Here is a 26,410-nt window from a genome sequence, read left to right as displayed (position 1 = left end):
GGAAATCGAACCGAGTGGTTCGAAATATTTTCAAGGAACGACTTCCATGGTCGACACGACAGCCGATAGCGATCTGCTCGACTTACGCAAGGGCCGACCGGCCGCCGGACAGGACCCGGTCAAGCGCGCCCAGATCATCGAAGGCGCCCGCCGCGTCTTCATAGACAAAGGCTTCGAGGCCGCCTCGATGAACGACATCACGCGCGAGGCCGGTGTCTCCAAGGGCACGATCTACGTCTATTTCGAAAACAAGGAAGAGCTGTTCGAGGCTCTCATCGAGGAAGAACGCGGCACCATTTTCAAGAATTTGTATGAGGTGCTCGATCATTTCGAGGACTTGCGCAAAACGCTGGTGAAATTCGGCATGGCGCTTTCGATCAAGATCACTTCGGCCAAGGTCATCCAGGCGCAGCGCACCGTCGTCGGCGCCGCCGACCGGATCCCCGAGCTTGGCGCGCGTTTCTACGAGCGCGGCCCGAAGCGCGGCCATGACAAGGTCATGGCTTTCCTCAATGAAGCCATAGAGCGCGGCCTGCTCAAGATCGACGATGTCGACGTCGCCGCCTATCAGTTCACCGAGCTCTGCCTCGCCGGTCTGTTCCGCCAGTGCATCTTTTCCTACCGCACCAAGGCGCCGACCCAGGCCGAGATCGAGCGTATCGTGAAATCCGGCGTCGACGTCTTCCTCAAGGCCTACGCCACGGAAAAATTCCTCGCCGAGGAAAAGGCGCTGCAATCGGCCTGACCACTCCGGGCACGTGATTCCCAAAGCGCGCGAAGCAAGGCTGGGGGGCCTCGCTGCGTCTTGTGATGCTCGTCGCGATCGTCCGCCGACCCCGCTGAAATTATCGGCAGGCATCCCTCCGGCATGCGCTTTCGGAAGGACCTGTTAACCATCGCTTCCTATGTCTCGGGAGACGTTCAATCGGCGAGTCTCGAGAATGACATCCATGCGTTTTCCCCGTGCCAATCTTTCCGGCGCTTCCGCTTATCAGGGCGACGACGATCACGGCGCGGACGGGCGCCGGGGCGGGGTTCCGCAGACGCAAACCGGGCAGGTGGTCGCGTTGCGCGTCGCGCCGGCGAGCGATTCGGACGCGGCTCGTGCTGCACCGCTCGATTCGGCCAATAGCGGCGAATTCAGCCGCCCGGCCTGGCAGGACTATTTCTTCCTTGCGCCCAATGTGCGGTTCACGCGCACGCCGGACACCGATCTCAGGCGAACCGCCCCGCAGGAGGATGCCGCGCCGGCCAGGACACCTGCCCGCGAGCCCGTCCGGCCTGCACAGCCCGCTCCGCCGGCAGCCAATTCAGTTCGGACGATTCCCGCGGCTCCCGCGGCTCGAGCCGCGGCGCCGGCGCAAGCCAAGCCGGTCATCGCGCCCGCCGCCGCCACGCCTGTCGCTCCCACCGCCGCTCCGGTACAAAAACCGCGTCCGAGCGGATTGCGCTGGTCCTATCTTTCCGATCATGCCTTCTTCGAATTCGGCATGCCTTTCCTCGCCGAGCGCCTGGCGCGGGCGCGCCTGAATGAAGCGGGCCAGGCCCCCGCGGCTTCGGCGTCGCCGCCCGTCAGACCGATGCCGGCGCCGGCGGCGCAACCGATGCCGCCCCGCGCCGCCTTCATGGGCGAGGCGACATCATTCTACCGGGTCATCGAGTGGCGCTCCAACGCGGCGGACATGAGCCCTGCTCCGGCACAGACGCCGGTCCCGGTGGCCGCCCAGCCGGCACCTGCCGAGACCATGCCGGTTGCCGCGCCGGCAAGCGCAAGGATGGCAAGGCAGGCACCTTCCTTGCCCATGGCCGGCGAGGTCGTGCCGTTGCCGGCTTCCGTCGGCTACGAGCTTCCCTCCGAGGAACTCCTGCAGATGCCGCCGGAAGGTCAGGGCTTCTACATGTCGCAGGAGCGGATGGAGCAGAATGCCGACCTGCTTGAAAGCGTGCTGGAGGATTTCGGCGTCAAGGGCGAGATCATCCATGTCCGCCCCGGTCCGGTCGTCACGCTTTACGAGTTCGAGCCGGCGCCGGGCGTGAAATCCAGCCGCGTCATTGGCCTCGCCGACGACATCGCCCGCTCGATGTCGGCGATCTCGGCGCGCGTCGCCGTGGTGCCGGGCCGCAACGTCATCGGCATCGAATTGCCCAACGAGACGCGCGAGACGGTCTATTTCCGTGAGCTGATCGGATCGGCCGGCTTCCGCAACACCTCCTGCAAGCTGGCGCTCGGCCTCGGCAAGACGATCGGCGGCGAGCCGGTCATCGCCGAGCTCGCCAAGATGCCGCATCTGCTGGTGGCGGGCACCACCGGTTCCGGCAAGTCGGTCGCCATCAACACCATGATCCTGTCGCTGCTCTACCGGATGAAGCCTGAGGAATGCCGCCTCATCATGGTCGACCCCAAGATGCTCGAACTGTCGGTCTATGACGGCATCCCGCATCTTCTGACGCCGGTCGTCACGGACCCCAAGAAGGCGGTGACGGCGCTCAAATGGGCGGTGCGCGAGATGGAGGATCGCTACCGCAAGATGGCGCGCCTCGGCGTACGCAATATCGACGGCTACAACCAGCGCGCGGCCAGCGCCCGCGACAAGGGCGAGGTCGTGACCATGCAGGTGCAGGCGGGCTTCGAGAAGGGCACCGGCGAGCCGCTGTTCGAGGAACGCGTGATCGATCTCGCGCCGATGCCCTATATCGTCATCATCGTCGACGAGATGGCCGACCTGATGATGGTGGCCGGCAAGGAGATCGAAGGCGCCATCCAGCGCCTGGCGCAGATGGCGCGCGCCGCGGGCATCCACCTGATCATGGCGACGCAGCGCCCGTCGGTCGACGTCATCACCGGCACGATCAAGGCCAATTTCCCCACCCGCATCTCCTTCCAGGTGACCTCCAAGATCGACAGCCGCACGATCCTCGGCGAGCAGGGCGCGGAACAGCTGCTCGGCCAGGGCGACATGCTGCACATGGCCGGCGGCGGGCGCATCTCGCGCGTGCATGGTCCGTTCGTTTCAGATGTGGAGGTCGAGCATGTCGTGGCGCATCTGAAGGCGCAGGGGCGTCCCGAATATCTCGACACCGTCACCGCCGACGAGGAGGAGGCTGAAGAGGCGGCCGATACCGGCCCGGTCTTCGACAAGGGCTCGATCGCCGAGGAGGATGGCGACGCGCTCTTTGAGGAAGCGGTCAAGGTGGTCAAGCGCGACAAGAAATGCTCGACCTCCTACATCCAGCGCCGCCTCGGCGTCGGCTACAACCGCGCCGCCTCGCTGGTCGAGCGCATGGAGAAGGAAGGTCTGGTCGGCGCCCCCAACCATGTCGGCAAGCGCGAGATCCTCACCGGCCGGCGCGATCGCGAGCCCGAACGCGAAGAGACGGACTGATCCTGGCTGATCGGCCTCAGGCGGACGGCGTCAGCCGCCGTTCGCCACCAGCACGATCGCGGCGCGCAGCTCGTCGAGACCCGAGGCTTTTTCCGATGATGTCGCCAGGACCACGGGGAAAGCCGCCGGCCGTTTCTTGATCTTGGCCAGCGTCTCCTCGATCAGCCTCGGCACGCCGGCGGCCTTGATCTTGTCGGTCTTGGTCAGCACCACCTGGTAGGACACCGCCGCCTTGTCGAGCAGGGTCAGCACTTCCTCGTCCTTGGCCTTGATGCCGTGGCGGGCGTCGATCAGCACATAGACGCGCTTCAGCGTCACGCGGCCCTGCAGATATTCGTAGATGAGCTTCGTCCACTCATCGACCTTGTCCTTTGGCGCGCTGGCGTAGCCGTAGCCGGGCATGTCGACCAGCGCCATCGGCGGCAGGTCGGCGCCTTCGCCGGAAAACCCGTCCGGCACGAAATAGTTGAGCTCCTGTGTGCGCCCCGGCGTGTTCGAGGTGCGCGCCAGGCCCTTGTGGCCGACCAGCGCGTTGATCAGCGACGACTTGCCGACATTGGAGCGGCCGGCAAAGGCGATCTCCGGCGGGCCTTCCGGCGGCAGGAACTTCATCGACGGCACGCCGCGGATGAAGATCCAGCCGCGGGTGAACAGCTCTGGATCGATCGCCATCTTGTCGCTTTTCGTGTCGGGCGCGCTCAAGCCGCAGCCTCCAGTCTTGCAATGTCGGCGCCGCGAATGGCGTCGAGGTTGCGGCTGATCTTGCCGACCGGCCAGTCCCACCAGGCCGCCTTGAGCAGGCGGCGCACGGTAAAGTCGTCGAAGCGCATCTTCACCACCTTGGCAGCATTGCCGGCAACGATCGCATAAGGCGGCACGTTGTGCGTGACAACCGATTTCGCCGCAACGATTGCGCCATTGCCGATCCTGACGCCCGGCATGATCACCGCATCCATGCCGATCCACACGTCGTTTTGGACGATGGTGTCGCCGCGGATCTCCTTCGACCAGGTCTCAGGATCGAACCCTTCCTCCCAGCCATGGCCGAAGATGTTGAATGGATAGGTCGAGAAGCCGGACATGGCATGGTTCGCGCCGTTCATGATGAAGCGCGCGCCTTCCGCGATGGCGCAGAACTTGCCGATCACCAGCCGGTCGCCGATGAAGTCGTAGTGGTGCAGCACACATTTTTCGGCGAATTTGTCGGGACCGTCGGGATCGTCATAGTAGGTGAAGTCGCCGATCTCGATGTTGGGCGACGTCACCAGCGGCTTCAGGAAGCCGACGCGCGGATGCGTCGCCATCGGATGCTTGATGTTGGGATTGGGTCCGGTCATCGCGGTCCCTCCGTGGCTAGAGCAATTCCAGGAAAAGTGTGAGCGGTAAAAACAGAGAGACAGTGCGTTCCGGAGCGGTCAACGTCAGATCAAACTAACGTGATCCGGCCGCGGCACCAACCGTTCACTGGCTGCCGCGGCAGATCACGATCGGGTTGGAAAGGGCGCTGTCGAATCCACTGCCCTGATAGACCTGGACGTTCGACGCGCCGGGCGGCAGCGAGAAGCTGCCTTCGACGATCTTCTGGTCGCCGGTCATCGTGTGCAGCGCCCAGCTGAAGGTGCAGAATTGCGGCGGCGCCTTGGGTTGCACGTGGCTGCAGTTGAGCTGCGCGCCGCCCAGCATCGCCGCCCCGCCGCAGCTCACCGCGTCCTTCGCCGCGGCCGGAAAAGCGTATCCCACGAGCAGCGCCAGCATGGTGATCTTGAGCCGGTTCATCGTCTTGTCCTTGCCGAAAACCCAAGCCGGTCCGGCGGTTCTGGCCCATCCGATATTTTTTCCAAGCGCCTTAGTCGGTCTTGCGCTCCGCGTCCAGCGGGATTATGTGCATGATGATAATAAGCATGCTTACGAAAGTTCGTCCACCGGCTCCGAAGTTCTCCCATGCCCTCCTCGCCCAATATCAGCTTCGTGCTGCACGACGTCGCGCGCCTGCTCAGGAAGCGGTTCGAGCAGCGCTCGTGCGCCTTTGGGCTGACCCGCGCGCAATGGCAGGTGCTGGCCTATCTTTCCGTGCATGAGGGCATCCACCAGAACAAGTTGGCCGACCTCATCGAGATCATGCCGATCACCCTCGCAAGGTTGCTCGACAAGATGGAAGCGCGCGGCTTCGTCGAGCGCCGGCTCGATCCGGCCGACCGCCGGGCGTGGCTCCTCTATCTGACCCCGCAGGCGCATCCGCTGATTGAAGTGATGCGCAGCAACGGCCGGAAGACGCGTGACGAAGCCTTCGCCGGCCTGTCCGCGGACGCGCAGCAGCAACTGCTGCAAGCCCTTTGCCTGATCAAATCCAATCTGCTCGAGGCCTGCACCCAGCCGGCCGTCGACCGGGAGAAAGTCCATGTCTGAAGGAACCTCACCCAGAAAGCCCGCCGACGGAGAAAATGCCGGCGAAAGAGCAGGCGACCAGGTCATTCGCCTGGACAGCCAGCGCGAGCAAAGGCGCGGCAATAATCAGCCTGTCGTCGAAGACGATGAGCTGGAAGCGCCCGTGGCGCCGGAGCCGGTGACGCTGGAGGCGCCTTCGGCGCAGCCGAAGCCGGCTTCCGTCACCGTGGCTCCACCCGCTCCCGCCAAGCCGCGCCGCAGCCTGACGCGGCCGATCCTGTTCGCGCTGCTGCCCGTCGCTCTGGTGGCCGGCGGCTACTACTATGTCGTCGGCGGCCAGATCATGACCACCGACAATGCCTATATCCAGGCGCAGTCGCTCGGCGTCTCGACCGACGTCTCCGGCACCGTCGACGAGATCGATGTGCACGACAATCAGGCGGTGAAGAAGGGCGATGTGCTCTTCCGCCTGCGGCCGGCCTCCTTCGAGACCGCGCTCGCCGGCGCCAAGGCGCAGCTCGGCACGGTGCGCAACCAGGTGCTGACGCTGCAGGCGAGCTATCAGCAGTCGATGGCCTCGATCGACCAGGCCGAGGCTGACATTCCCTATTACGAGTCCGCCTTCCAGCGTCAGCAGGACCTGCTCAAGACCTCGACCGCCTCCAAGGCGACCTTCGACAGCGCCCAGCACGATCTGATCGCGGCCCGCCAGAAGGTGACCATCGCCAAGGCGCAGGCGCAGGCGATGCTTGCCCAGCTCGGCGGCGACGCCGGCCAGCCGGTAGAGCAGAACCCGTTCTACCTGCAGGCCCAGTCGGCGGTGGACGACGCGCAGCGCAACCTCAACGATTCCGTCGTCAGGGCGCCGTTCGACGGCATCGTCACCAATGTCGACGCGCTGCAGGTCGGCAAGTACCTGCCCGCCTCGCAGCCGGCCTTCAGCCTGGTATCGTCGACCGATATCTGGATCGCGGCCGAGCCGAAGGAAACCGAGCTCACCTATGTCCGGCCGGAACAGAAGGCGACGATCAGCATCGACGGCTATCCCGGCGAGGTCTGGCACGGCACGGTCGGCTCGATCAGCCCTGCATCGTCGTCCAGCTTCTCGCTGTTGCCGGCGCAGAACACTAGCGGAAACTGGGTCAAGGTCGTGCAGCGCATCCCGATGCGCGTGACGATCGACGATCCGGACGGCAAGCCGCCCCTGCGCGGCGGCATGAGCGCCGTCCTCAGCATCGACACCGGTCACGCCCGCGGCCTGCCCGATTTCATCGCCAACCTCTTCAAGCAATCCGGGTCAAAGTCATGACAACGGCTTCCGCGACAGGCGCGCCCGTGGTCGCCAATCGCGGCGCCATCACCGCTTGCGTGATCCTGGCGGTGATCATGCAGGCGCTGGACACCACTATCGCCAATGTGGCGCTGCCCTATATCCAGGGCAGCGTCTCGGCCAGCGCCGACCAGATCAACTGGGTGCTCACCTCCTATATCGTCGCCGCCGCGGTGATGACGCCGCCGTCGGGCTATCTCGCCAACCGCTTCGGCCGCAAGCGCATTCTTTTGGTGGCGATCACCGGCTTCGTCGTCGCTTCGGTGCTGTGCGGTTTCGCGCAGTCGCTGCCGCAGATCGTCGGCTTCCGGCTTTTGCAAGGCCTGTTCGGCGCGGCGCTCGTGCCGCTGTCGCAGTCGATCCTGCTCGATATCTACAGCGTCGAGGAGCGCGGCTCGGCCATGGCGCTGTTCGGCGTCTCGGTCATGGTCGGCCCGGTGCTCGGTCCGGTCATCGGCGGCTGGCTGACCGAGAATGTCTCCTGGCGTTGGGTCTTCTACATCAACGTGCCGATCGGCGCGCTGGCCTTCATCGGCGTCTCCATGTTCGTCCAGGAAACCAAGCTCGACTTGAAGGCAAGGCTCGACTGGCTGGGCTTCGGCATGCTCAGCCTCGCCATCGCCTCGCTGCAGATGTTCCTCGACCGCGGCGAGCAGCTCAACTGGTTCTCCTCGGCCGAGATCATCGTCGAGGCGCTGGTCTGCGCCTCGGCCTTCTACATCTTCATCGTCCACACCTTCACCGCGCGCGACACTTTCGTGAACCCGCGGCTGTTCCTCGACCGCAACTTCGCCGTCGGCATGATCTTCATCTTCATCATCGGCATCACCTATCTCGCCTCGCTGGCGCTGATGACGCCCTACCTGCAGACGCTGATGGGTTATCCGGTGGTGACCGCCGGCATCGTCATGGGCCCGCGCGGCCTCGGCACCATGGCCTGCATGTTCCTGGTCGGCCGCCTCGTCGGCAAGGTCGACACGCGCTGGCTGCTGTTCATCGGCCTCGCCATCACTGCCTGGGCGATGTACGACATGACCGGCTGGACGCCGGACGTCTCGCAATGGACGATCATCAGCACCGGCTTCATCCAGGGCGCCGGCCTCGGCTTCCTGTTCGTGCCGCTCACCACCATCACCTTCGCCACGCTGGCGCCTGAGCGGCGCGCGGAAGGCACCGGCCTCTACAATCTGTCGCGCAACATCGGCTCCAGCGTCGGCATCTCAGTGGTCTCGGCGCTCCTGACGCAGAACCAGCAGATCAACCACGCCAACATCGCCACCTATGTGACGCCCTACAATCCGGCCTTCAGCGATCCGGCGATCTCGCAGGCGCTGAGCCCCTACACCGCCGCCGGCCGCGCCGCGCTCGACGGCCTGGTCACGCTGCAGGCCACGATCATCTCCTATATCGACGACTTCAAGCTGATGATGATCCTGTCTCTGGCCGCCATCCCGCTGGTGCTTCTGCTGCGCAAGCCGTCGACGCCGGCCAAGGTCGATCACAGCGCGGCCATGGAATAAAAGGACCGGGATCCCGCCGCCCGCGGGACCCCGGCGTGCCGGACGACCTCCCAAACACCGGCGTCGCTGCGCCGGAAGCCGGCCGGCCCTTTTTGGGAGGACTGGAATCGTACGAATCGAGCAGGCGCGGAGTTTCAGGAACTCCGAATAATTTCCCGAAAATCATTCTCGCCCCGGCGGATCGAGGCAATCACGTATGGGTTTATCGGCGAAGGCCAACGCAACGCCGTCATCCCCGAGCCACCTGAGGATCCATTCCATGACCCTTGCCGTAGAGTGTGACGGTGCAGAATTCTGTAACCGTTGCAACGCCTTGGCGTAACGGCATGGCAACTGTGTTCATGCGAAGGCGATTTTGTCGCGCATGATGGCATTGAGGACGACCAAGAGCTTCCTTGCGACGGCGATGATAGCCAGTTTCTTGGAGCCTGAGCGGGCAGCAAGTGCGGTGTAGAAGGTCTTGAAGCGCTCACAGGTTCTGATGGCGGTGAGGGCAGCCATATAGAGGGCGCGGCGCACGCGTGATCGCCCGCCCTGGATATGGCTCCTGCGGTTGAGCTTGCCGCTCTTGTTGTCGAACGGGGCAAGGCCGGCCAGTGCCGCGATCGCCTTGGGTGAGCGCTGGCCGAGCTCGGGCAGGAGCGCCAGCAGCGAGAGCGCGCCGACCTTGGAGACACCGGGCACGGAGACCATCAGCGCATGGTCGCGAGCGGTGTCCTGGTTTTGACGAATGACTTCGGCAATCTGGCTCTCGAACGCCTTGATGCGCGTGTCAAGGAAGGAGATCGTCTCTTCCAGATCGGCAATGACGATCTCATCGAAGGCCTCGGCGAGGTGCTTCTTCAGCGCTGCCCGCATCTCGACCAGGTGGTCGCGGTGGCCGGCAAGCGATTGAAGCCGCTCAACTTCTTCGCGCGGCGCCGGCTCGGCTTCAGGGTTATAGCGACGGCCATAGTCGCTCAGCATCCTGGCATCGAGAGGATCGGTCTTGGCGCGCCGGCGCGTCGACTTCGAATAGTGGTGGGTGTGTGCCGGGTTGTGCCGCGAGAACGGCACGCCGGCCTTGGCCAGCGCATGACGCAGCAGCCGGTCATGCACGCCTGTCGCCTCCATGACGACGAAGTCCCGACTGGGATCAAGACCCGCCACATAAGCCGCGATCGCATCGGCCTGGTTGTCGATGCGCCGAAGACGGCCGCTTGTCTCATCAAAAAAGTCGAGCCACTGCTTGGAGATGTCGCAGCCGACATAGTTCTGGGCTATCATGTCCACGCCTCTTCCTGTGGTGCGAGGTCTGCTTGTAACAGCCCCGTGCAACTGTTCAGGTTGATGGTTCACCGGTGGGAAGGGACCGGGCCATGCCACGGCCTGTCCGAAAGGACGACCAGGATCCACTCGGTCTCCTTCCCACTTCGAACCATACACCAGAACCAACACACAGGATTCTATGGTCTGCGCCGCGTCGCTTCGCTCCTCGCTCCGCCCTGTAATGACGACCGGGGTGTAAGCCACGGCCAATCGCGAATGTTGGCGCTGGCGCTTCTGTCGCGACGTTGGAGATTGGCCAAACCCCCCGTGACGTCGTCATCCTCGGGCTTGACCCGAGGATCCATTCCGTGACCTTTGCCACGGAGTGTGAGGGTGCAGAATTCTGTAACCGTCGCAACGCCTTAGCGTGACGGCATGGATTCCAGGGTCTGCGCGCGTCGCTTCGCTCCTTGCTCCGCCCTGGAATGACGACCGAGCTATTGTCTCTGCAAATCGCAAAGGTCAGGAGACAACAAAAAACCCCGGCCGAGGCCGGGGTTTGAACTGCGCCGTCTGGTGCGCCTTCTATTCCGCCGGCGATGGTTTCTTGCGGAACATCGCCGCCAGATTGTCCCACAATTCGATCTTGGCACCCTGGCGCTTCATGATCACGCCCTGCTGCAGGATCGACAGCGTGTTGTTCCAGGCCCAGTAGATGACGAGGCCCGCCGGGAAGGAGCCCATCATGAAGGTGAAGATCACCGGCATCCAGGTGAAGATCGCGGCCTGCGTCGGGTCCGGCGGCGCCGGGTTCATGCGCATCTGCAGGAACATGGTGATGCCCATCACCACCGCCCAGGCGCCCATATGCGGCAGGAAGGCGGGCGCCGCGAAGGGCAGGAGGCCGAACAGGTTGAAGATCGACGTCGGATCGGGCGCCGCAAGGTCGTGGATCCAGCCGAAGAAGGGCGCGTGCCGCATCTCGATGGTGATGTAGAGCACCTTGTAGAGCGAGAAGAAGACCGGGATCTGCAGCGCCACCGGCCAGCAGCCGGCCAGCGGATTGATCTTCTCGGTCTTGTACAGCTCCATCATCGCCTGCTGCTGCTTCATCTTGTCGTCCGCGTATTTCTCGCGGATCTCGACCATCTTCGGCTGCACCTTCTTCATGTTCGCCATCGAGGCGTAGGACTTGTTGGCCAGGGGGAAGAAGATCGCCTTGACGATGACGGTGGTGGCGAGGATCGCCAGGCCGAAATTGCCGAAGAATTTGTAGAGCGTGTCGATCAGCCAGAACATCGGCTTGGTGATGAAATAGAACCAGCCCCAGTCGATCAGCAGGTCGAACTGGCGGATGTGCCGGTCCTTTTCATAGGCGTTGATGGTCGAAACTTCCTTCGCGCCGGCGAAGATCTCGGACTCGATCGTCGTCGACTGTCCAGGCGCGACGCTGATCGCGTCGGACAGGAAGTCGGACTGATAGCTGTGGCTGTGCGGCCCGTCCCTGAATTCGAAATAGGAGAATTTCGGCTGGAAGGGCTGCTTCTCCGTCGGGATAAGCGTCACGGCCCAGTATTTGTCGGTGATGCCGAGCCAGCCATCGGTGGATTTGCCGGGCTTGACCTCCTTGTCCTTCTCGATGGCCGCGTATTTGTACTCCGTCAGCCCTTCGCTGCCGGTCACGCCGATCAGGCCTTCATGCAGCACATAGGTGCTGGCGACGGCCGGTTTGTCGAAACGGGTGACGCGCCCGTAATTGTAGAGCGAGACGCCGGCCGTTCCCGAATTCTGCACCGTGTCGGAAACGGTGAACATATATTCGTTGTCGATCGAGATGGTGCGCTTGAACGTCAGGCCCTTGTCGTTGGTGAAGGTCAGCGTCACCGGCGTCGAGGGCGTCAGCGTCGGATTGCCTTCGACGCTCCACACCGTATCCGCGCCCGGCACGGCGCCGGTCGCATCGTTGCCGACGAAGCCGATCTCGGCGAAATAGCCGTTGGGCAGCGACGACGGGTTGAGCAGCTCGATCTCGGGCGAGTTCTTGTCGACCGTCTCGGTATAGTGCTTGAGCTTCAGGTCATCCAGGCGCGCGCCGGTCAGGTTGATCGAGCCTTCGAGGCTGGGCGTGTCGATCTTGACGCGCTTGGTGGCGGCAATGGCCTGGTCGCGGCTGGCGGCGGTCACCGCTTCACCGCCGGGTGCGCCGGGAACGCTGCCGGCCGCCGGGGCCGGCGTTCCGGTCGCGCCGGAATTGGCGCCGCCGCCCGCTTCCTTCTTCTGCGCCTCGACGCGCTGCTGCTCGATGCGGGCCTGCTCGCGCTGCTGCTCCATCTTCGGGTTCATATAGAACACCTGCCAGAGCGTCAGGATCAGCACCGACAGCGCGATGGTGATGAAGAAATTGCGGTTGTTTTCCATCGAAAGCCCTTGGCCTATCGTGCGCCGCGTAGCCGGCGGGAAAGCTCGGCCTTCAACTGGCCGAACGGAGTGGCGAGCACGTCTTCACGCCCGACGATGACATAATCATTGCCGGGCGCCATGTCATCGGCGGCGTGAACGCGCACGGCTTCCCTCAGCCGCCGCCGGACGCGGTTGCGCACCACGGCGTTGCCGACCTTCTTGGTGACGGTGTAGCCGACACGCGGCGCAAGGTCGTCGCCGCGGTCGAGAACTTCAACGAGAAAAAGCCGTCCGCGGCGTTTCTCGCCGCCGCGCACAGCCAGGAAGTCCGCGCGTTTCAGAAGCCGCCCGGGAGTTTTCCCCTTTGGCTTGCCGGTTGCGGGCAACGATCTCGTCTTTCGTTCAGGCGCTGAGCCGCTTGCGGCCGCGATTACGGCGGGCAGCAACGACGCCACGGCCACCCTTGGTGGCCATGCGGGCACGGAAACCATGCCGGCGCTTCCGGACGAGCTTGGACGGTTGGTATGTACGCTTCATTTGTTTTAATACCGCGGGGTGCGGCCCTTCTTGATTCTGTCACTCTGTAACAGGAGCTTTGCCGGGCCGGCTTAGGCGCGATCGAAACCGCGCCGGGACGAATGGCCCGAGCGTGAGCGGGCTTATAGAAAGAAGGTTTTTGGAAGTCAATCCGCCCCGCCGCGAGGCAATTTTTCGCGGGGGTGACGATGAAATTGGCAAAAAAGCCGCAAATCGCATAATCTTGCCCGATCAAGCCTTTGTGAATGCGCGTCAATGACGAGTGAAACTCTGTCCACGAACGAGAAGGCAACCCCGGCGGCAAACCCGACGCGCCGGGTGCCGCTGTCGCGCGGCCTGTCGACAAAGCTTCTTCTGCTCACCATTGCCTTCGTGCTCTTGGCTGAAATCCTGATCTTCCTGCCCTGGATCGCCAGCTACCGGGTGAACTGGCTGAAGGAGCGGTTGAGCACCGCCGCCGCCGTGTCGATCGTTTTGTTGCAGGGCGAGCCCAACGCGCTGTCGCACAACGCCCAGAACGACGTGCTGATGGCGATCGGCGCCAAGGCGATCGCCGTGCGTGACGGCGGGGTGTCGCGGCTGCTCGTCGTTTCCGACATGCCGCCGCAGGTCGACGAGCATATCGACATCGCCAATGTCGGCCTGGTCAACGGCATGACCGGCGCGCTCGACACTTTGTTCTTCGGCGGCAAGCGCATGCTGCGCGTCTTCGGCCCGGTCGGCGACAGCGACAAGGAATTCGAGCTGATCATGCCGGATTACCGTCTGCGCGACGCTATGCTCAGATACTCGCGCAATGTCGCCGTCGTTTCGCTGCTCATCTCGCTGTTCACGGCCATGCTCGTCTATGCGGCAATCGACCTGATCATGATCGGGCCGATCCGCACCATGACGCGCTCGATACTGTCCTTCTCCGAGGCGCCCGACGATCCCGGGCGCATAATCTGTCCGACCGAGCGCGCCGACGAGATCGGCGTGGCCGAGCGCGAGCTGGCGCAGATGCAGGGTCGGCTGCAGAAGATGCTGTCGGAACAGAAGCATCTCGCCGACCTCGGCCTCGCCGTCTCCAAGATCAACCACGACATGCGCAACATCCTGGCTTCCGCGCAGCTGATGTCCGACCGCCTGCGCCAGGTGAAGGACCCGACCGTGCAATCCTTCGCGCCGAAACTTGTGCGCGCGCTCGACCGCGCCGTCGCCTATTCGGAGGGCGTGCTCGCCTATGGCCGTACGCAGGAGCCGGCGCCGTCACGCCGACGCCTTAGGTTGCGCCAGTTGGTCGACGACGTGCACGGCCTGCTCGACATCGAGACAGGCATCGAATTCATCAATGGCGTCGAACATGCCTTCGAGGTGGACGCCGATTCCGACCATCTCTTCCGCGTGCTCACCAATCTGTGCCGTAATTCCATTCAGGCGATGGCCGCCGATACGGAGAGGACGGTTGTGCGCCGGCTGGCGGTCGCGGCGGAGCGTCACGGCAGCGTCAGCCGCATCACCGTCACCGACACCGGCCCCGGCCTGCCGCCCAAGGCGCGCGAGAACCTGTTCGCCGCCTTCCGGGGTTCGGCGCGCAGCGGCGGCACCGGCCTTGGCCTGGCGATCGCGCACGAATTGATCCGCGCCCATGGCGGCTCGGTCGAGCTTGTCGAATCGATCGGCGGCCGCACCGTCTTCGCCGTCACCATCCCCGACCAGCCGGTCCGGCTCGATCAAGCGCGCAACGGCCTGCGCCGCCCGGCTTGAGGAGCACTTCATCCGGCTCAGACCGGCCTAAGTCGCGCGACGTCTCAACAGGGGCAAAACCGCCCTGCGACAAAACTTTTGCCGGATCGGCTTGCAATTCTCAAATTCAGTCGTTAGGGAACACTCCACATCGCGGCCGGCCGTCTCGACCGGATCGCGGGGCTTGTGTCACACACGGCCTGTTGCGCGCCCGTAGCTCAGCTGGATAGAGCACCAGACTACGAATCTGGGGGTCAGGAGTTCGAATCTCTTCGGGCGCGCCAATATTTCAATGACTTAGAGCAATTCCAGGAAAAGTGTGAGCGGTTTTCCGTCCGGAATTGCGTCAAAATAAAGAGATAGAGCGGTTCGCCGTTTCGGTGAAACGCTCGAGCAAGGCACCGCAGACTAGAGAGAGAAACTAGTCTGCGGAGCGCGAGGTCTTCTCGCCAGCACACGAGGCATCACCCGTTGTGCCGAGAGTGACTGATGGCAGTCAAAGCAATCGCCGGAGCTTTTGCTGTGCTCTCTGGAAAATGCCGGAGATTACGGGATGAGCAGAAGCTTGCCTGTCGTGGCGCGGCTTTCCATGTCGGCATGCGCCTGTGCTGCCTCGGCAAGCGGGTAGATGCCGCCGATCCTAACCTTCAGCTTTTCGCTTGTTATCCAGTCGAATAGCTGACCGGAGCGAGCGTGAAGGAGTGCCGGCGTGTGGACATGATCGAAGAAGACGGCGTAGCCGATCTTGATGCTCTTCGGCAGGCTCATGATATCGAGCGGACCGGGACCGCCGAGCACCGGGCCGTACCAGCAGAAAGTGCCGGAACGGCGCAGTGAGTCGAGCGACCCCTGAAAGGTTTTCGGCCCTGAGCCGTCATAGACGACGTGGACGCCGTCGCCGCCGGACAGGCGAAGCACCTCTTGCCCGAACTGCCCTTTGGTATCCACGATCACATGGTCAGCGCTGGCCTCTTTAGCGATCGCCACCTTGTCCGCCGAGGAGACGCGGCCGATCACATGGCCGCCTCTCAACTTGATGATTTGGGTGAGCAGCAGGCCGAGACCGCCGGCCGCCGCATGCACAAGCGCGATATCGCCCGGCTGTACCGGATAGAAATCCGTTGCGAAGTGGCTGGCGGTAAGTCCCTGCATCATTACAGCCGCTGCGGTGCGGTCGTCGATCGCATCCGGTATCGGTACGAGCGCCTCGGCGGGAAGTATCGCACGCTCGGCATAGCTCCCCGGTGCATAGACCCAGGCGACGCGATCGCCAGGCGCGAGACGGTCAACTCCCTCGCCGACCGAAATCACGCGACCCGCCCCCTCGACGCCAAGAACTTTCGGATTGGGGACGTCGGTCCAGGCGAGCCCGCGCCGCACACCCGTATCCATGAAATTGACGCCCGCAGCGGCGACCTTGACGAGGACTTCGCCCGGGGCGGGCTCGGGCTCGGGCAACTCGGCAAATTCCATCACTTCCGGTCCGCCTTGAGTAGTCATCACGACCGCTTTCATCGTGATGCCTCCGTAGCGGCCTTCTCGATCAGCCGCGCCACGGGTTCAGGGTGCGAAACCATCACTACATGCGAGGCGCCCTTGATAACCACGGTATCCCGCGAGTGGGCCCGAGCAGCCATGAAAGCCAAGGCTTCCGCCGGTATGTTCTTGTCGCCGTCTCCGTAGATGAACCAAGTCGGAAGCTTTTTCCACGCTGCTTCTGCCTGGATTTCGTTCAGCGCGGCTTCTGCGATGGGCCTCTGCCCCGCGGCCATCAGCCTGGCTTCGGCTTCGGGGACGTCGGCGGCGAACTGATCGTGGAATTTTTCCTGCTGGATGTAGAGATCCTTGCCTCCACTTGACAGGGTGACCGGCGGCGCGAGGGTCGGACCGAGTGTGCTGCCGGGAAATTTGCCGGCGAGTTGCGCGGCGGTCTCGCCCGCATCCGGCGCGAAGGCCGCGACATAGACCAGCGCCTTGACGTTCGAATGGCCTTCGGCCGCGTCGCTGATGACCGAGCCGCCATAGGAATGGCCAACGAGGACGACAGGCGATTTGATAGAACCAAGGATGTCGGCGACGTAGCCAGCGTCACTTTTGACGCCACGCAGCGGATTGGCGACAGCTACGACGGAATAGCCATCCTTCTCCAGGACCTTGACGACGCCGTTCCAACTCGACGAATCCGCGAATGCGCCGTGAACCAAGACGACGGTGGGTTTGTTGGCCTGCGCATATGCATTGCCGAACAAGGCGCTGGCAATTGCCAAGGCCGCAAAGAGTATTTTCATCCGATATGTCCTTCATGGTTGATTGACTCGGCCGGCTGGGCCGGCCAGGCAATGGGAAGACCGGATTTCTCCGGCAATGGCCGCAGACCCCCGGTTCCTGCGGGAATCCATGGATCGGTGCCGGGTTACGGCGCGAGCCGCGTGAAGACATGGTCGTGCCCCCGAACGCGCGCCTCATGGCAAGCGAAGCAGGTCTGGTGCTGAGCCTCATCGACCGGTTTGCCGTCGACGAACCTGCCGAAGCCCCATCCGCCCGTGGCCGCATATTTCTTCGAATCCTTGACCATGACTTGGACGGTCGTCGCTGCCCCGGGAACAGAAGCAGGCTCAAACTCGGGCGATTGCGCCCGCTTCCATGCCAGCTTGACGAGAACAGCACCGTCCGGGAACGGCAGCGTGCCAGCACGATAGGCTTCGATTGCAACCGAATTGCCGACGACTGCACGAAGCTCGTTCAGCGGGTCCGCTTCCAACGCCGGGGCGACCAGTTCCCAACCCCGGTAACCGTCGGGGATCGTCACGCCATAGATCGGCGACGCATTCGTCGCCTCCGAACCCGCGCCGGCTCCAAGCGCATCACCCGCCGCTGTGACGAATATCGCCGCCAGCCCAGCCCATGCGAGATTAACGCGCCTCATCGCAATGTTCCTTCTGTCGAGTGGCTAGAACCGGTCGACGTCGATGACGGCCTGGGCGAAGGCCTGTGGTGCCTCCTGCGGCAGGTTGTGACCGATGCCGCCCGTGATCAGCCGGTGCTCGTACTTGCCGGAAAATCGCTTGGCGTAGACGCTGGGCTCCGGATGCGGCGCGCCATTGGCGTCGCCCTCCATCGTAATCGTCGGCACGCCGATCATGGGAGACGTAGCGAGCTGTTTTTCCAGGTCGTCATATTTGGGTTCGCCTGCGGCGAGGCCGAGACGCCAACGGTAATTGTGGATGACGACGTCGACATGGTCCGGATTGGCGAAGGCTGCCGCGCTGCGTGCGAAAGTGGGGTCGTCGAACTTCCATTGCGGCGAGGCGAGCCTCCAGATCAGCTTGGCGAACTCGTCCGTGTTTTTCGCATAGCCTGCACGGCCACGCTCGGTGGCAAAATAGAACTGATACCACCACTGGAGCTCGGCCTGCGGCGGCAGCGGCGCCACGTTGGCGGCCTGGCTGCCGATCAGATATCCACTGACAGACACCATGGCCTTGCAGCGCTCCGGCCAGAGCGCGGCAACGATATTGGCGGTCCGCGCCCCCCAGTCGTAGCCCGCGACGACCGCCTTCTGAATCCCGAGGGCATCCATCAAGGCTATGATGTCGACGGCGACCGCCGCCTGCTGGCCGTTTCGGACAGTCGCGTCCGACAGGAAGCGTGTCGTGCCGTAACCACGCAGATAGGGCACGATCACGCGGTAACCTGCATCCGCAAGCAGCGGTACGACGTCGACATAGCTGTAGATGTCATAGGGCCAGCCGTGCAGAAGGATGACCGGGGGCCCATCCGAAGGGCCGTCCTCGGCGTATCCGACGCTCAGCAAGCCGGCTTCGATTGTCTTCAGCGATGCAAATGACGTCTGAGGCTTTATGGAGCCCGAGCCGGAGGCCTCGGGAGCGGCACCTTGTGCGCTCGCACTATGGATCGCGCCGAGTTGAGCAGCCGCCAAGGTCGCGGCGGCGATGCCGAACAGGCGCCGGCGGGAATGATCGATGTCTTCCGGAGTTCTGATTGCATTCATTGGTGCACCGCCTTGCTGTGAGGTTTGGTCAGGGCCGACCGACAGTCGGGAGCGAGGGCTAGATCAGGTTAATTTCGACATCGATGTTGCCGCGTGTGGCCTTCGAGTATGGACAGGTCTGATGGGCCGCGTCGACGACCGCTCGTGCGACGTTGGGGTCGAGACCCGGCAGGCTCACATTGAGGCGCGCGCTGAGGGAGTAGGCACCTTCATCGACGTTCAGATCCACCTCAGCGTCGATTGCTGTGCCGGCAGGCAGCGCGACGTTCATCTTACGGGCGGCGATCGCCATCGCTCCCTCGAAGCAGGCCGACCAGCCGGCCGCGAACAGCTGTTCCGGATTGGTGCCGCTGCCTTGACCTCCGGGTGTCGATAGCCGGATATCCAGTCTCCCGTCGGAGCTGCGGGATGCTCCGTCCCGACCGCCGGTAGTGCGGACTTTGCCAGTGTAGAGCCGTTTTGTTTGTGCGGGCATGATCACTCTCCGTTGGTCGATGGAAGGCTGTGCTGCTTCGACACATAGAGAGATGTCGCCCTGCTGGCCCGTTATGCGTTATGAGGAGCTGTTAGTGCTCGCCAGCAGCAGCAGTCTCGCCGCAGATCGTCACTCGGCGCGAATCTGTCCTGTGGGAAAAGCCCTTCTGCGAGCCGGGATCCTCCTCAATCAGGCGAAGGATGACTCCATGATACGACCGGAGCCCCGACGAGCGACATGATTTCGTTTGGTCCCTTCACTCTGGTTGCGAACGAACGGCTCCTTCTGCGCCAGGGCATGCCGGTTGACCTCGGTGCACGCGCCTTCGACATCCTGGCGACTTTGGCTGCCCGCCCAAACGAGGTCGTCAGCAAGAAGGATCTGCTGGCTCATGTCTGGCCCGATGCCACTGTGGAGGAGGGTAGCCTGCGATTTCACATGGCCAACCTGCGAAAAGCCTTGGGGGACGGCAAGGACGGCGCGCGCTACATCGCTACCCTGGCCGGACGAGGCTACTGCTTTGTGGCACCGATCTCGCGATCGGGCAGTCGGAACGATGTGCACAGCGAGGTCGCCGCCAGCTACCACGCCAATCTACCAAGCCGGCTCATTCGTATGGTGGGGCGGGCCGATGATGCTATCGCGCTTTCAACCCAGCTCATTGCCACGCGCTTCGTCACAATCGTTGGCACGGGTGGGGTCGGCAAGACCACCGTTGCGGTGGCGGTCGGGCATGATGTGATCGAGATGTTCGCTGGCGCCGTGCACTTCATCGATCTAGGCGCGCTCAGCGATCCCAGCTTGGTCGCAACAACGGTGGCCTCGACGCTCGGGCTGTCACCACAGTCCGACGACGCCATCTCCGAGTTGATCGCCTATCTCGCGGGGCGGCGGACCCTCCTGATCCTCGATACCTGCGAGCATGTCATCGATGCGGCTGCAGACCTGGCAACCCGTATCTTCGCCGACACGCCGCAGACTCACATCCTCGCGACAAGTCGCGAGCCGCTTCTGGTCGAAGGGGAGAACGTTTACAAGCTGGCGCCGCTGGCATACCCGCCGGACGATCCGGAGCTCACGGTGTCAGTTGCGCAGGGCTTCCCCGCATCCCAGCTGTTCGTGGAACGCGCCGCGGCGAGCGGCGCTCGCCTCGATCTCGACGACGCGGATGCCAAGGTGGTGGCCGACATATGCCGGAAGCTTGATGGCATGCCACTCGCGATCGAGCTGGCGGCCGGACGGGTTGCGAGCTACGGCCTTCATAAGACCGCGGCCCTTCTCGACGAGCGGCTGACCCTGCTGTGGCCGGGGCAGCGCACCGCCCCGCCGCGCCAGAAGACCCTCCAGGCCACTCTGGACTGGAGCTTCGGGCTTCTGTCCGAGTTCGAGCGTCTGGTGCTTCGCCGGCTCGCCGTGTTCGTTGGCCACTTTTCGATTGAGGCCGCCCTGGCGATCGTGACGAGCCCCGCCGCCGACGAAACTCTGGTGTTTGGTGCCATCGACAGCCTCGTAGCCAAATCGATGATCGCCGCAAGACCGGCAGGCGCAACAATGCGGTATCGGCTGCTCGATACGACGCGGGCCTATGCCCTCCAGCTCGACGTTCACGATGCCGAACTCACGGAGCTGGCCGCCCGCCACGTCACCTACTATCTGCGATGGCTGGAGGAGACTGGAACTGAATGGCCGACCTTGTCGAGCGCCGCGCAGCGCGCTCTTCACCTCGCCGGCATTGCGAATGTGCGAACAGCCTTGGAATGGTGCTTCGGGCCTAACGGGAACACTCAGCTCGGCATCCGGCTTGCCACTGCCGCAGCGCCAGTCTTCCTGTCGATGTCCTTGCTCACCGAATGCCACCGCTGGGCTGCCCAGGCAATTCTCGCCCTGGACGACAGCACGCATGGAGGGCCCGACGAGATGCGTCTTCAGGCCGCCTCGGGTGTATCCCTGATGTTCACGCGCGGAGGACAGGACGCTGCGCGTGCGGCATTGAACAGAAGCTTCGCAATTGCCGAGGAGCGAGGCAATGCGCTCGATCAGATCCAGGTTTTGGGTCCACTGCAGATGTTCCATCTGCGCACAGGAGGGTTCAGGACGGCGCTTAGCTATGCGGAGCGCTGCTCCGTCATCGCTGGCACTATCAAGGACTCCGTGTCCACGACATTGGCGCACTCGTTGATGGGAATCTCGCTCCATCTGAACGGGGAGCATGGCCGTGCGCGGACTGCGCTCGAAGAGGCGCTGCGATACGGCCCCCGTTCTGACCGGTCCACGACGAACTATCTCGGCTTTGACGGCAGAATTCTCGCAGACGCGATTCTGGCCAGGACACTCTGGCTGCAAGGCTATCCGGATCGCGCGGTGGAGCGTGCGCTGCTGGCAGTCAAGGATGCGGAAACCTTGGACCATCCGCTAACGCTCTCCATCGCTCTGGTCTGGGCAGTTTCCGTGTTGGTCTGGGTTGGTGATTTCGACCGCGCGGAGGAGCACATCAATCGTCTTTTCTCCTGCGCCGAGCTGCACTCTCTCAGGCCTTACCTAACGGTTGGGCGAGGCTTCCAAGGAGAACTCGCGATTCGTCGAGGCGATGCAGAAAGCGGGGTTCGGAGCCTGCAACGCGTTCTTCAGGATCTTCACGCAGCCCCATACGAGCTGCTCACAACGCCGCTCAGCATCGCGCTCGTTCAAGGCTTCGCCGCGACGGGCCGATTCCCGGAAGCCCTTGCGCTGATCGACGAGACAATTCGATCGGTCGAGGCAAATGGGGATCTTTGCTACATGCCGGAGTTGCTGCGGGGGAAAGCAAACCTCGTCCGCGTGACGAAGCCGCATGCTGATGACGAGGCGGAATTGTATCTCAGGCGGTCGCTCGAAATGAGCCGCGGTCATGGTGCACGGGGGTGGGAGTTGCGCGCTGCGATGGACCTGGCTACCTTTCTGGCTGCCCGCAGCCAATACGAAAGCGCGCGAGCTTTACTCCAACCGCTGTTCGAGCGTTTCGCGGAGGGCTTGGATACGGCTGATCTGAAGTATGCGGCACGCCTGCTGGCGACACTGCGCTAGAGGTGGCATTCTGGATCATCCAGTTTTTCTGCAATCCAAAATGCTCTTTTGGTATGGCGGCATGCATTAGCGCGTTCAACGACTTCTATCACCACGGCTTCCCGGCCAAGCTGAAAGCGCGATATCGACCAGACGTCTCAACCTTTCGGTACAGGCGCCGTCACAGGCTTGAACCGACATTCCTTGTACGAAAGCTCCGTAGAAGCGTGCAAGCGAATCCGTGTCGGTGCCGGCGGCAAGTTCCCCTTCGATGACTGCCCTGTCGAAACGTTCGCGTATGGCTTTGATGGCAGCCTCGCGCCTTGCGGTTACGGATTTCGCGACCGTCTCGTTTTCCGCCGCGCATTGAACAACCGCTGTCGAGACGATGCACCCGCGCGGATCGTCGGGACGCGAGATGCCGGTCGCGACGTCGTGCAGGTAGAAGGACAAAGCCTCATAAGCGCTCATATCGCTCTGTAGCGCGTCCATCCGGGCCTTGCTCTCACGCTCGGTGGCACGGTCGAGCGCCTGCCTGTACAGCTCCTCCTTGGAGCCGAACGTCGCATAGAGCGACGGCGGGGTCACGCCCATGGCCGCCGTCAAGTCGGCGATCGATGTTCCTTCATAGCCGTGTTCCCAGAACAGTCGCGCCGCGACATCAAGCCCGACATTACGATCCAGGGTCCTCGGCCTGCCCCGTTTTTTCGGAGGCTCGGTCATTTATATATCGATCCCTATAAAATCTGTTGACAACCATCGACCGACATTAATATATCGATCGCTATTAAAAATCGCAACGGAGTTGCAAATGTCCGCACGCCTCTCGAACAAGGTCGCACTCGTAACCGGCGGATCGCGCGGTATAGGCCGAGCAGTGGGGCTCGCCTTCGCCAGGGAAGGCGCTGCACTCATCGGCGTGCACTACGCCAGCAACAAGGAAGCCGCGGACGCCACGGTGCGGGATATCGAGGCACTGGGGACGCGAGCTGTCGCCATCGGCGCGGATTTGCGCGACGCGAAGGCGGCTGCCGACAGCATTGCCGGAGAGATTAGGGCCGCGGCGCTGGCCGCGACCGGCAAAGCCGGCCTCGACATCCTCGTCAACAATGCGGGCATCGCGGTGGCAACGCCGTTGGCGCAGACCAGCGAGACCACATTCGACGACCTCATGACCATCAACTTCAAGGCGCCGTTCTTCCTGATCCAGGCGCTGGCGAATGACATCCGAGACGAAGGACGCATCATCAACATTTCCACGGGCTTCACACGCATCGCAGCGCCGAATCACCCCGCCTATGCGGCGTCAAAGGGTGCTCTCGAAACGCTGACACTGGCACTCGCGCCCGATTTCGCAAGCCGCGGCATAACCGTCAACTCGGTCATGCCCGGTGTCACCGAGACCGACATGAACGCGGACTGGCTTGCGACGGATGCGCGTGCGGGCGCGGAAGCATTGTCGGTGTTTTCACGTGTCGGCCAGCCCGCGGACGTGGCTGACGTCATCACCTTCGTCGCGTCAAACGATGCGCGGTGGACGACGGGGCAGTCCATCGACGCCACAGGCGGCGCTCGGATCTAGCCGCCCTCCTGATGGCCGGATCATGTTCGCGTAGTTCTTGCGAACAACGGCAGGCAACGCGGCCCTAGGGAGCTCAGACGTCCATCGCTTTTTCCCACCAGCCGCGGGTGTTCACGTCGGCGGCGATAGCGAGAGCTTCCAGCTCTGCGATGTCGTCGCTGGGGAGCGTCATGCTGGTAGCCCGGACCAGACCATCGATGTAGCCAGGCTTGGTGACGCCGATGATCGGCGTCGCGCCCTTGGCGATGGCCCAGGCCGTCGCGACATCGGGAGCCGCTGCGCCCTGCTTCTGGCCGATCGAGGCGAGCTTGTCCGTCAGCGCCTTCAACTGAGGCAATAAGCCATTGTAAGCCTTCGCCCGGCTGCTGCCTTCCGGCAGCGGGTTCTGCGGGCTGTACTTGCCGGTCAAGGCGCCCTGTTCGAGCACCATATAGGCGAAGAACGGGATGCCCTGGTCGCGGCAGTAATCCAGGATTCCGGCATCCTCGGAGCTGCGATAGAGGAGGCTGTAATGGTTCTGGACGGCCTCGACCCGGAACCCGGCTTCTCCGAGGATCCGGTTGGCGAGCTCGATTTCGCCAAGGTTGTGATTCGAGACGCCGACATGTCTGACGTTCCCGCTCTTCAGCAACGGGATCAGGCATGGAGTCCAGCGTGCTACATCCGCTGGATTGTGGATCCAGTAGAGGTCGATGTAGTCGGTGCCGAGGCGTGCCAGGCTCTGCTCCAGCATGTCCGCCACCGGATCGTCGCCGGTTCCCACGGCTTGCGGGGTGAACTTGGTGGAGAGCTGGTAGTCGCCGCGGTCGAGGCGCTTCAGGACTTCCCCGAGAACGGTCTCGGAACGGCCCATGCCGTACACCATGGCGGTGTCCCACAAGGTGAAGCCGGCCGCATGTGCCTTGTCCGCGAGCTCTTCCAGGCCGGCCCGGGTGAGCTGGCTGCCGAAATAGCCGTCGCCGGTTTCGCCGCTGTCGCCCCAGGCCCAGGTTCCCAGTGCGACCGTGGGTGTCTTCAGTCTATCGATCGTCATGTTCGCTCCATGCTTGCTCACTTTGTTCTGCGGCCTGGTTCGCCTGACACCATGGAGCGCGGCGACGCCGGCCCGTTAGCCCGATGCGCCGGGATTGCTGCCTGATCCTCCAGAAGCTGCGGTTCGCATTGCCGCGCTTGCGCACGCGTGCGATGGTCGCATTCATGGAAAAACTCTCGAAAATCGCGGCCTTGATTGCCCGGCACGTCTCGAAGGATGGCTTCCACGCACCCCTCTTGACCGTGTGACGCTTGTTCGATCCTCCACCGTGACGATGCCGATGCCGAATGTTTACCGGCCGCAACTGTGCCTCGTCGCGCAGGGGCGCAAGGAGGTCATGCTGGGCGATCGCGTGTTCACATACGCACCGGGGCGCTATGGGGTCGTGACTTACGACCTGCCAGCCACAGGTCATGTGGTCGAGGCGACGCCCGACAAGCCCTATCTCTGCCTGTACCTCGATTTCGATCCGCTTATGCTGGGGGACTTGGCTCAGCGCGTGCCGCGGTCGCCGGAAGCGCCGTCCGCGCCCATAGGCAAGACGGTGTCCGACGCCGGCGCCGGTCTGCTCGACGCGGTCCTGCGCCTGCTGCGCCTGCTCGACGATCCGGCGGCGCTGCCCGTGCTCGGGCCGCTTGCCGAGCAGGAAATTCTCTATCGCCTGCTTGCCGGCCTGGACGGCGCCAGGATGCGCCACATCACCTCCAGTCAGGGTCGGGTGGCCCAGGTCGGCCGCGCCATCGCCTGGATCGGGCAGAACTTCCGGGAGCGGTTCAGTATCGAGCGGCTTGCCGGGGAGGTGGGCATGAGTCCATCGAGCCTGCACGAGCATTTTCGCGCGGTGACGGCGATGACGCCGCTGCAATTCCAGAAGCAGCTCAGGCTGCAGGACGCGCGCAGCCTGATGCTGGTCCAGGACATCGATGCGACGACCGCCGCCTTCCGCGTGGGGTACGAAAGCGCCTCGCAGTTCAGCCGCGAATATCGCCGTCATTTTGGCGAACCGCCGGCGCGCGACATAGCCCGCTTGCGCGCCTCACCGGGTCTGGCGGTGGTCGCTTGAGTTTCGCCTTGCCGGGGGCGCGTTCATGCAGCACCAAACCAATTGCAAAATAAAACCGGTTGCCCTAACCTGAGCCGATTGCATTACGCAATCAGATCGTCCGAAAGCCATGTGAGGAACAGGCAATGGCCAAGCTCGTCTTCGGAATGAACCAGTCACTGGACGGCTATGTCGATCACACGGCCTTCGGGCCAAGCCCCACGCTCTTCCGCCACTTCATCGAGGAGGCCGAGCGGCAGTCGGGCAGCATCTACGGTCGCCGCATGTATGAGATCATGCGCTACTGGGACGACGAGCATCCTGAATGGGATACCGATCGGCTTGCCTACGCGTCGGCGTGGCGGCGCCAGCCGAAATGGGTCGTCTCGCGCTCGTTGCAGTCGGTCGGCCCCAACGCCAGCCTCGTCGGGGATGACCTTGAGGGCGCGATGCGCAAGCTGAAGGCCGAGTACGACGGCGAGATCGAAGTCGCCGGCCCGGACCTGGCGCGAAGCCTCACCGAACTGGGCTTGATCGACGAGTATCGGATCTACCTGCACCCGGTCGTGCTTGGCCGCGGCAAGCCTTATTTCGCCGGACCCCGGCCGCCGCTTCGCCTGATGGCGCATGACCGGATCGGCGACGATGTGATCAGGTTGAGCTGCGCTCCGGCATGATCTCGCGACGGTCTCCCGT

At 63.4% G+C, this 26,410-nt stretch carries 24 protein-coding genes and 1 tRNA gene; 11 read left to right on the top strand and 14 right to left on the bottom strand.

Annotated elements, in window-relative coordinates:
* Positions 1–46: 46 nt before the first annotated feature.
* Positions 47–745 (top strand): TetR/AcrR family transcriptional regulator, encoded by a 699-nt coding sequence (locus tag EJ069_RS23880; RefSeq protein ID WP_126063397.1) that lies wholly within the window; start codon positions 47–49, stop codon positions 743–745.
* Between the two features lie 196 nt (positions 746–941).
* Positions 942–3,383 (top strand): DNA translocase FtsK, encoded by a 2,442-nt coding sequence (locus tag EJ069_RS23875; RefSeq protein WP_126063396.1) that lies wholly within the window; start codon positions 942–944, stop codon positions 3,381–3,383.
* A gap of 30 nt (positions 3,384–3,413) precedes the next feature.
* On the opposite strand, the gene yihA is transcribed toward EJ069_RS23875, so the two are convergent.
* From yihA to EJ069_RS23860, 3 genes are all read right to left on the bottom strand, one after another.
* On the bottom strand, positions 3,414–4,055 hold the full coding sequence (yihA, locus tag EJ069_RS23870; protein WP_126064861.1) for a ribosome biogenesis GTP-binding protein YihA/YsxC: 642 nt from the start codon (positions 4,053–4,055) through the stop codon (positions 3,414–3,416).
* A 26-nt stretch (positions 4,056–4,081) separates the two neighbouring features.
* Positions 4,082–4,720, bottom strand: coding sequence for a CatB-related O-acetyltransferase (locus tag EJ069_RS23865; protein ID WP_126063395.1), 639 nt, complete (start codon positions 4,718–4,720; stop codon positions 4,082–4,084).
* A gap of 124 nt (positions 4,721–4,844) precedes the next feature.
* Positions 4,845–5,159, bottom strand: coding sequence for a hypothetical protein (locus tag EJ069_RS23860; protein WP_126063394.1), 315 nt, complete (start codon positions 5,157–5,159; stop codon positions 4,845–4,847).
* Positions 5,160–5,324: 165 nt separating this feature from the next.
* Between EJ069_RS23860 and EJ069_RS23855 the strand changes: the two genes are divergently transcribed.
* The 3 genes from EJ069_RS23855 to EJ069_RS23845 are packed head-to-tail and all read left to right on the top strand — an operon-like array spanning position 5,325 to position 8,618.
* A complete protein-coding gene (locus tag EJ069_RS23855; protein ID WP_126063393.1) occupies positions 5,325–5,789 on the top strand; it encodes a MarR family transcriptional regulator in 465 nt (154 codons plus the stop codon).
* Positions 5,782–7,077, top strand: a complete 1,296-nt coding sequence (locus tag EJ069_RS23850; protein WP_126063392.1) for an HlyD family secretion protein — start codon at positions 5,782–5,784, stop codon at positions 7,075–7,077. The genes EJ069_RS23855 and EJ069_RS23850 overlap by 8 nt, the downstream gene beginning before the upstream one ends.
* Positions 7,074–8,618 carry a DHA2 family efflux MFS transporter permease subunit gene (locus EJ069_RS23845; protein ID WP_126063391.1) on the top strand — a complete coding sequence of 515 codons (1,545 nt, stop codon included), beginning with the start codon at positions 7,074–7,076 and terminating at the stop codon, positions 8,616–8,618. Before EJ069_RS23850 ends, EJ069_RS23845 begins: the two co-directional genes overlap by 4 nt.
* Positions 8,619–8,957: 339 nt before the next feature.
* On the opposite strand, the gene EJ069_RS23840 is transcribed toward EJ069_RS23845, so the two are convergent.
* From EJ069_RS23840 to rpmH, 4 genes are all read right to left on the bottom strand, one after another.
* Positions 8,958–9,884 carry a transposase gene (locus EJ069_RS23840; protein WP_126059570.1) on the bottom strand — a complete coding sequence of 309 codons (927 nt, stop codon included), beginning with the start codon at positions 9,882–9,884 and terminating at the stop codon, positions 8,958–8,960.
* A 567-nt stretch (positions 9,885–10,451) separates the two neighbouring features.
* Positions 10,452–12,284 carry a membrane protein insertase YidC gene (gene yidC, locus EJ069_RS23835; protein WP_126063390.1) on the bottom strand — a complete coding sequence of 611 codons (1,833 nt, stop codon included), beginning with the start codon at positions 12,282–12,284 and terminating at the stop codon, positions 10,452–10,454.
* 14 nt (positions 12,285–12,298) lie between these two features.
* Positions 12,299–12,652 (bottom strand): ribonuclease P protein component, encoded by a 354-nt coding sequence (gene rnpA / locus EJ069_RS23830; RefSeq protein WP_112128961.1) that lies wholly within the window; start codon positions 12,650–12,652, stop codon positions 12,299–12,301.
* A gap of 16 nt (positions 12,653–12,668) precedes the next feature.
* Positions 12,669–12,803: a 50S ribosomal protein L34 gene (rpmH, locus tag EJ069_RS23825; RefSeq protein WP_008833937.1), complete on the bottom strand. Its 135-nt coding sequence runs from the start codon at positions 12,801–12,803 to the stop codon at positions 12,669–12,671.
* Between the two features lie 255 nt (positions 12,804–13,058).
* Here rpmH and EJ069_RS23820 point away from each other — a divergent pair, with 255 nt between their 5' ends.
* The gene (locus EJ069_RS23820; RefSeq protein ID WP_126063389.1) at positions 13,059–14,549 is read left to right on the top strand and encodes a HAMP domain-containing sensor histidine kinase; all 1,491 of its coding nucleotides are present in this window, start codon (positions 13,059–13,061) and stop codon (positions 14,547–14,549) included.
* Positions 14,550–14,735: 186 nt separating this feature from the next.
* Positions 14,736–14,812, top strand: a tRNA-Arg gene (locus tag EJ069_RS23815).
* Positions 14,813–15,074: 262 nt separating this feature from the next.
* Here EJ069_RS23815 and EJ069_RS23810 read toward each other — a convergent pair.
* The 5 genes from EJ069_RS23810 to EJ069_RS23790 all read right to left on the bottom strand — a co-directional run bounded on the left by EJ069_RS23810 (position 15,075) and on the right by EJ069_RS23790 (position 19,015).
* Entirely contained in the window at positions 15,075–16,043 is a 969-nt protein-coding gene (locus EJ069_RS23810) for a quinone oxidoreductase (protein ID WP_126063388.1), read from the bottom strand.
* Positions 16,040–16,816, bottom strand: a complete 777-nt coding sequence (locus EJ069_RS23805; protein WP_126063387.1) for an alpha/beta hydrolase — start codon at positions 16,814–16,816, stop codon at positions 16,040–16,042. Before EJ069_RS23805 ends, EJ069_RS23810 begins: the two co-directional genes overlap by 4 nt.
* A 125-nt stretch (positions 16,817–16,941) precedes the next feature.
* On the bottom strand, positions 16,942–17,454 hold the full coding sequence (locus tag EJ069_RS23800) for a cytochrome P460 family protein (RefSeq protein WP_126063386.1): 513 nt from the start codon (positions 17,452–17,454) through the stop codon (positions 16,942–16,944).
* A gap of 24 nt (positions 17,455–17,478) precedes the next feature.
* The gene (locus EJ069_RS23795; RefSeq protein WP_126063385.1) at positions 17,479–18,540 is read right to left on the bottom strand and encodes an alpha/beta hydrolase; all 1,062 of its coding nucleotides are present in this window, start codon (positions 18,538–18,540) and stop codon (positions 17,479–17,481) included.
* A 58-nt stretch (positions 18,541–18,598) separates the two neighbouring features.
* Positions 18,599–19,015: an organic hydroperoxide resistance protein gene (locus EJ069_RS23790; protein WP_126063384.1), complete on the bottom strand. Its 417-nt coding sequence runs from the start codon at positions 19,013–19,015 to the stop codon at positions 18,599–18,601.
* 237 nt (positions 19,016–19,252) lie between these two features.
* Here EJ069_RS23790 and EJ069_RS23785 point away from each other — a divergent pair, with 237 nt between their 5' ends.
* Positions 19,253–22,078 (top strand): winged helix-turn-helix domain-containing protein, encoded by a 2,826-nt coding sequence (locus EJ069_RS23785; protein WP_126063383.1) that lies wholly within the window; start codon positions 19,253–19,255, stop codon positions 22,076–22,078.
* Between the two features lie 75 nt (positions 22,079–22,153).
* On the opposite strand, the gene EJ069_RS23780 is transcribed toward EJ069_RS23785, so the two are convergent.
* Entirely contained in the window at positions 22,154–22,780 is a 627-nt protein-coding gene (locus EJ069_RS23780; protein WP_126063382.1) for a TetR/AcrR family transcriptional regulator, read from the bottom strand.
* An 88-nt stretch (positions 22,781–22,868) separates the two neighbouring features.
* On the opposite strand from EJ069_RS23780, the gene EJ069_RS23775 reads away from it, so the two are divergent.
* On the top strand, positions 22,869–23,639 hold the full coding sequence (locus tag EJ069_RS23775; RefSeq protein ID WP_126063381.1) for an SDR family NAD(P)-dependent oxidoreductase: 771 nt from the start codon (positions 22,869–22,871) through the stop codon (positions 23,637–23,639).
* Positions 23,640–23,712: 73 nt separating this feature from the next.
* On the opposite strand, the gene EJ069_RS23770 is transcribed toward EJ069_RS23775, so the two are convergent.
* On the bottom strand, positions 23,713–24,672 hold the full coding sequence (locus tag EJ069_RS23770; protein ID WP_126063380.1) for an aldo/keto reductase: 960 nt from the start codon (positions 24,670–24,672) through the stop codon (positions 23,713–23,715).
* A gap of 280 nt (positions 24,673–24,952) precedes the next feature.
* Between EJ069_RS23770 and EJ069_RS23765 the strand changes: the two genes are divergently transcribed.
* Together EJ069_RS23765 and EJ069_RS23760 are read left to right on the top strand one after the other, a co-directional pair.
* Positions 24,953–25,735 (top strand): AraC family transcriptional regulator, encoded by a 783-nt coding sequence (locus EJ069_RS23765; RefSeq protein WP_348639339.1) that lies wholly within the window; start codon positions 24,953–24,955, stop codon positions 25,733–25,735.
* Between the two features lie 125 nt (positions 25,736–25,860).
* Entirely contained in the window at positions 25,861–26,391 is a 531-nt protein-coding gene (locus EJ069_RS23760; protein WP_126063379.1) for a dihydrofolate reductase family protein, read from the top strand.
* Positions 26,392–26,410: the final 19 nt, after the last annotated feature.

This window comes from Mesorhizobium sp. M2A.F.Ca.ET.043.05.1.1, assembly GCF_003952445.1.
In the GTDB taxonomy this organism is placed as follows: Bacteria; Pseudomonadota; Alphaproteobacteria; order Rhizobiales; family Rhizobiaceae; genus Mesorhizobium.
Note: the sequence above shows the minus strand (reverse complement) of the source record. Positions and strands in the feature narration are given on the sequence as shown.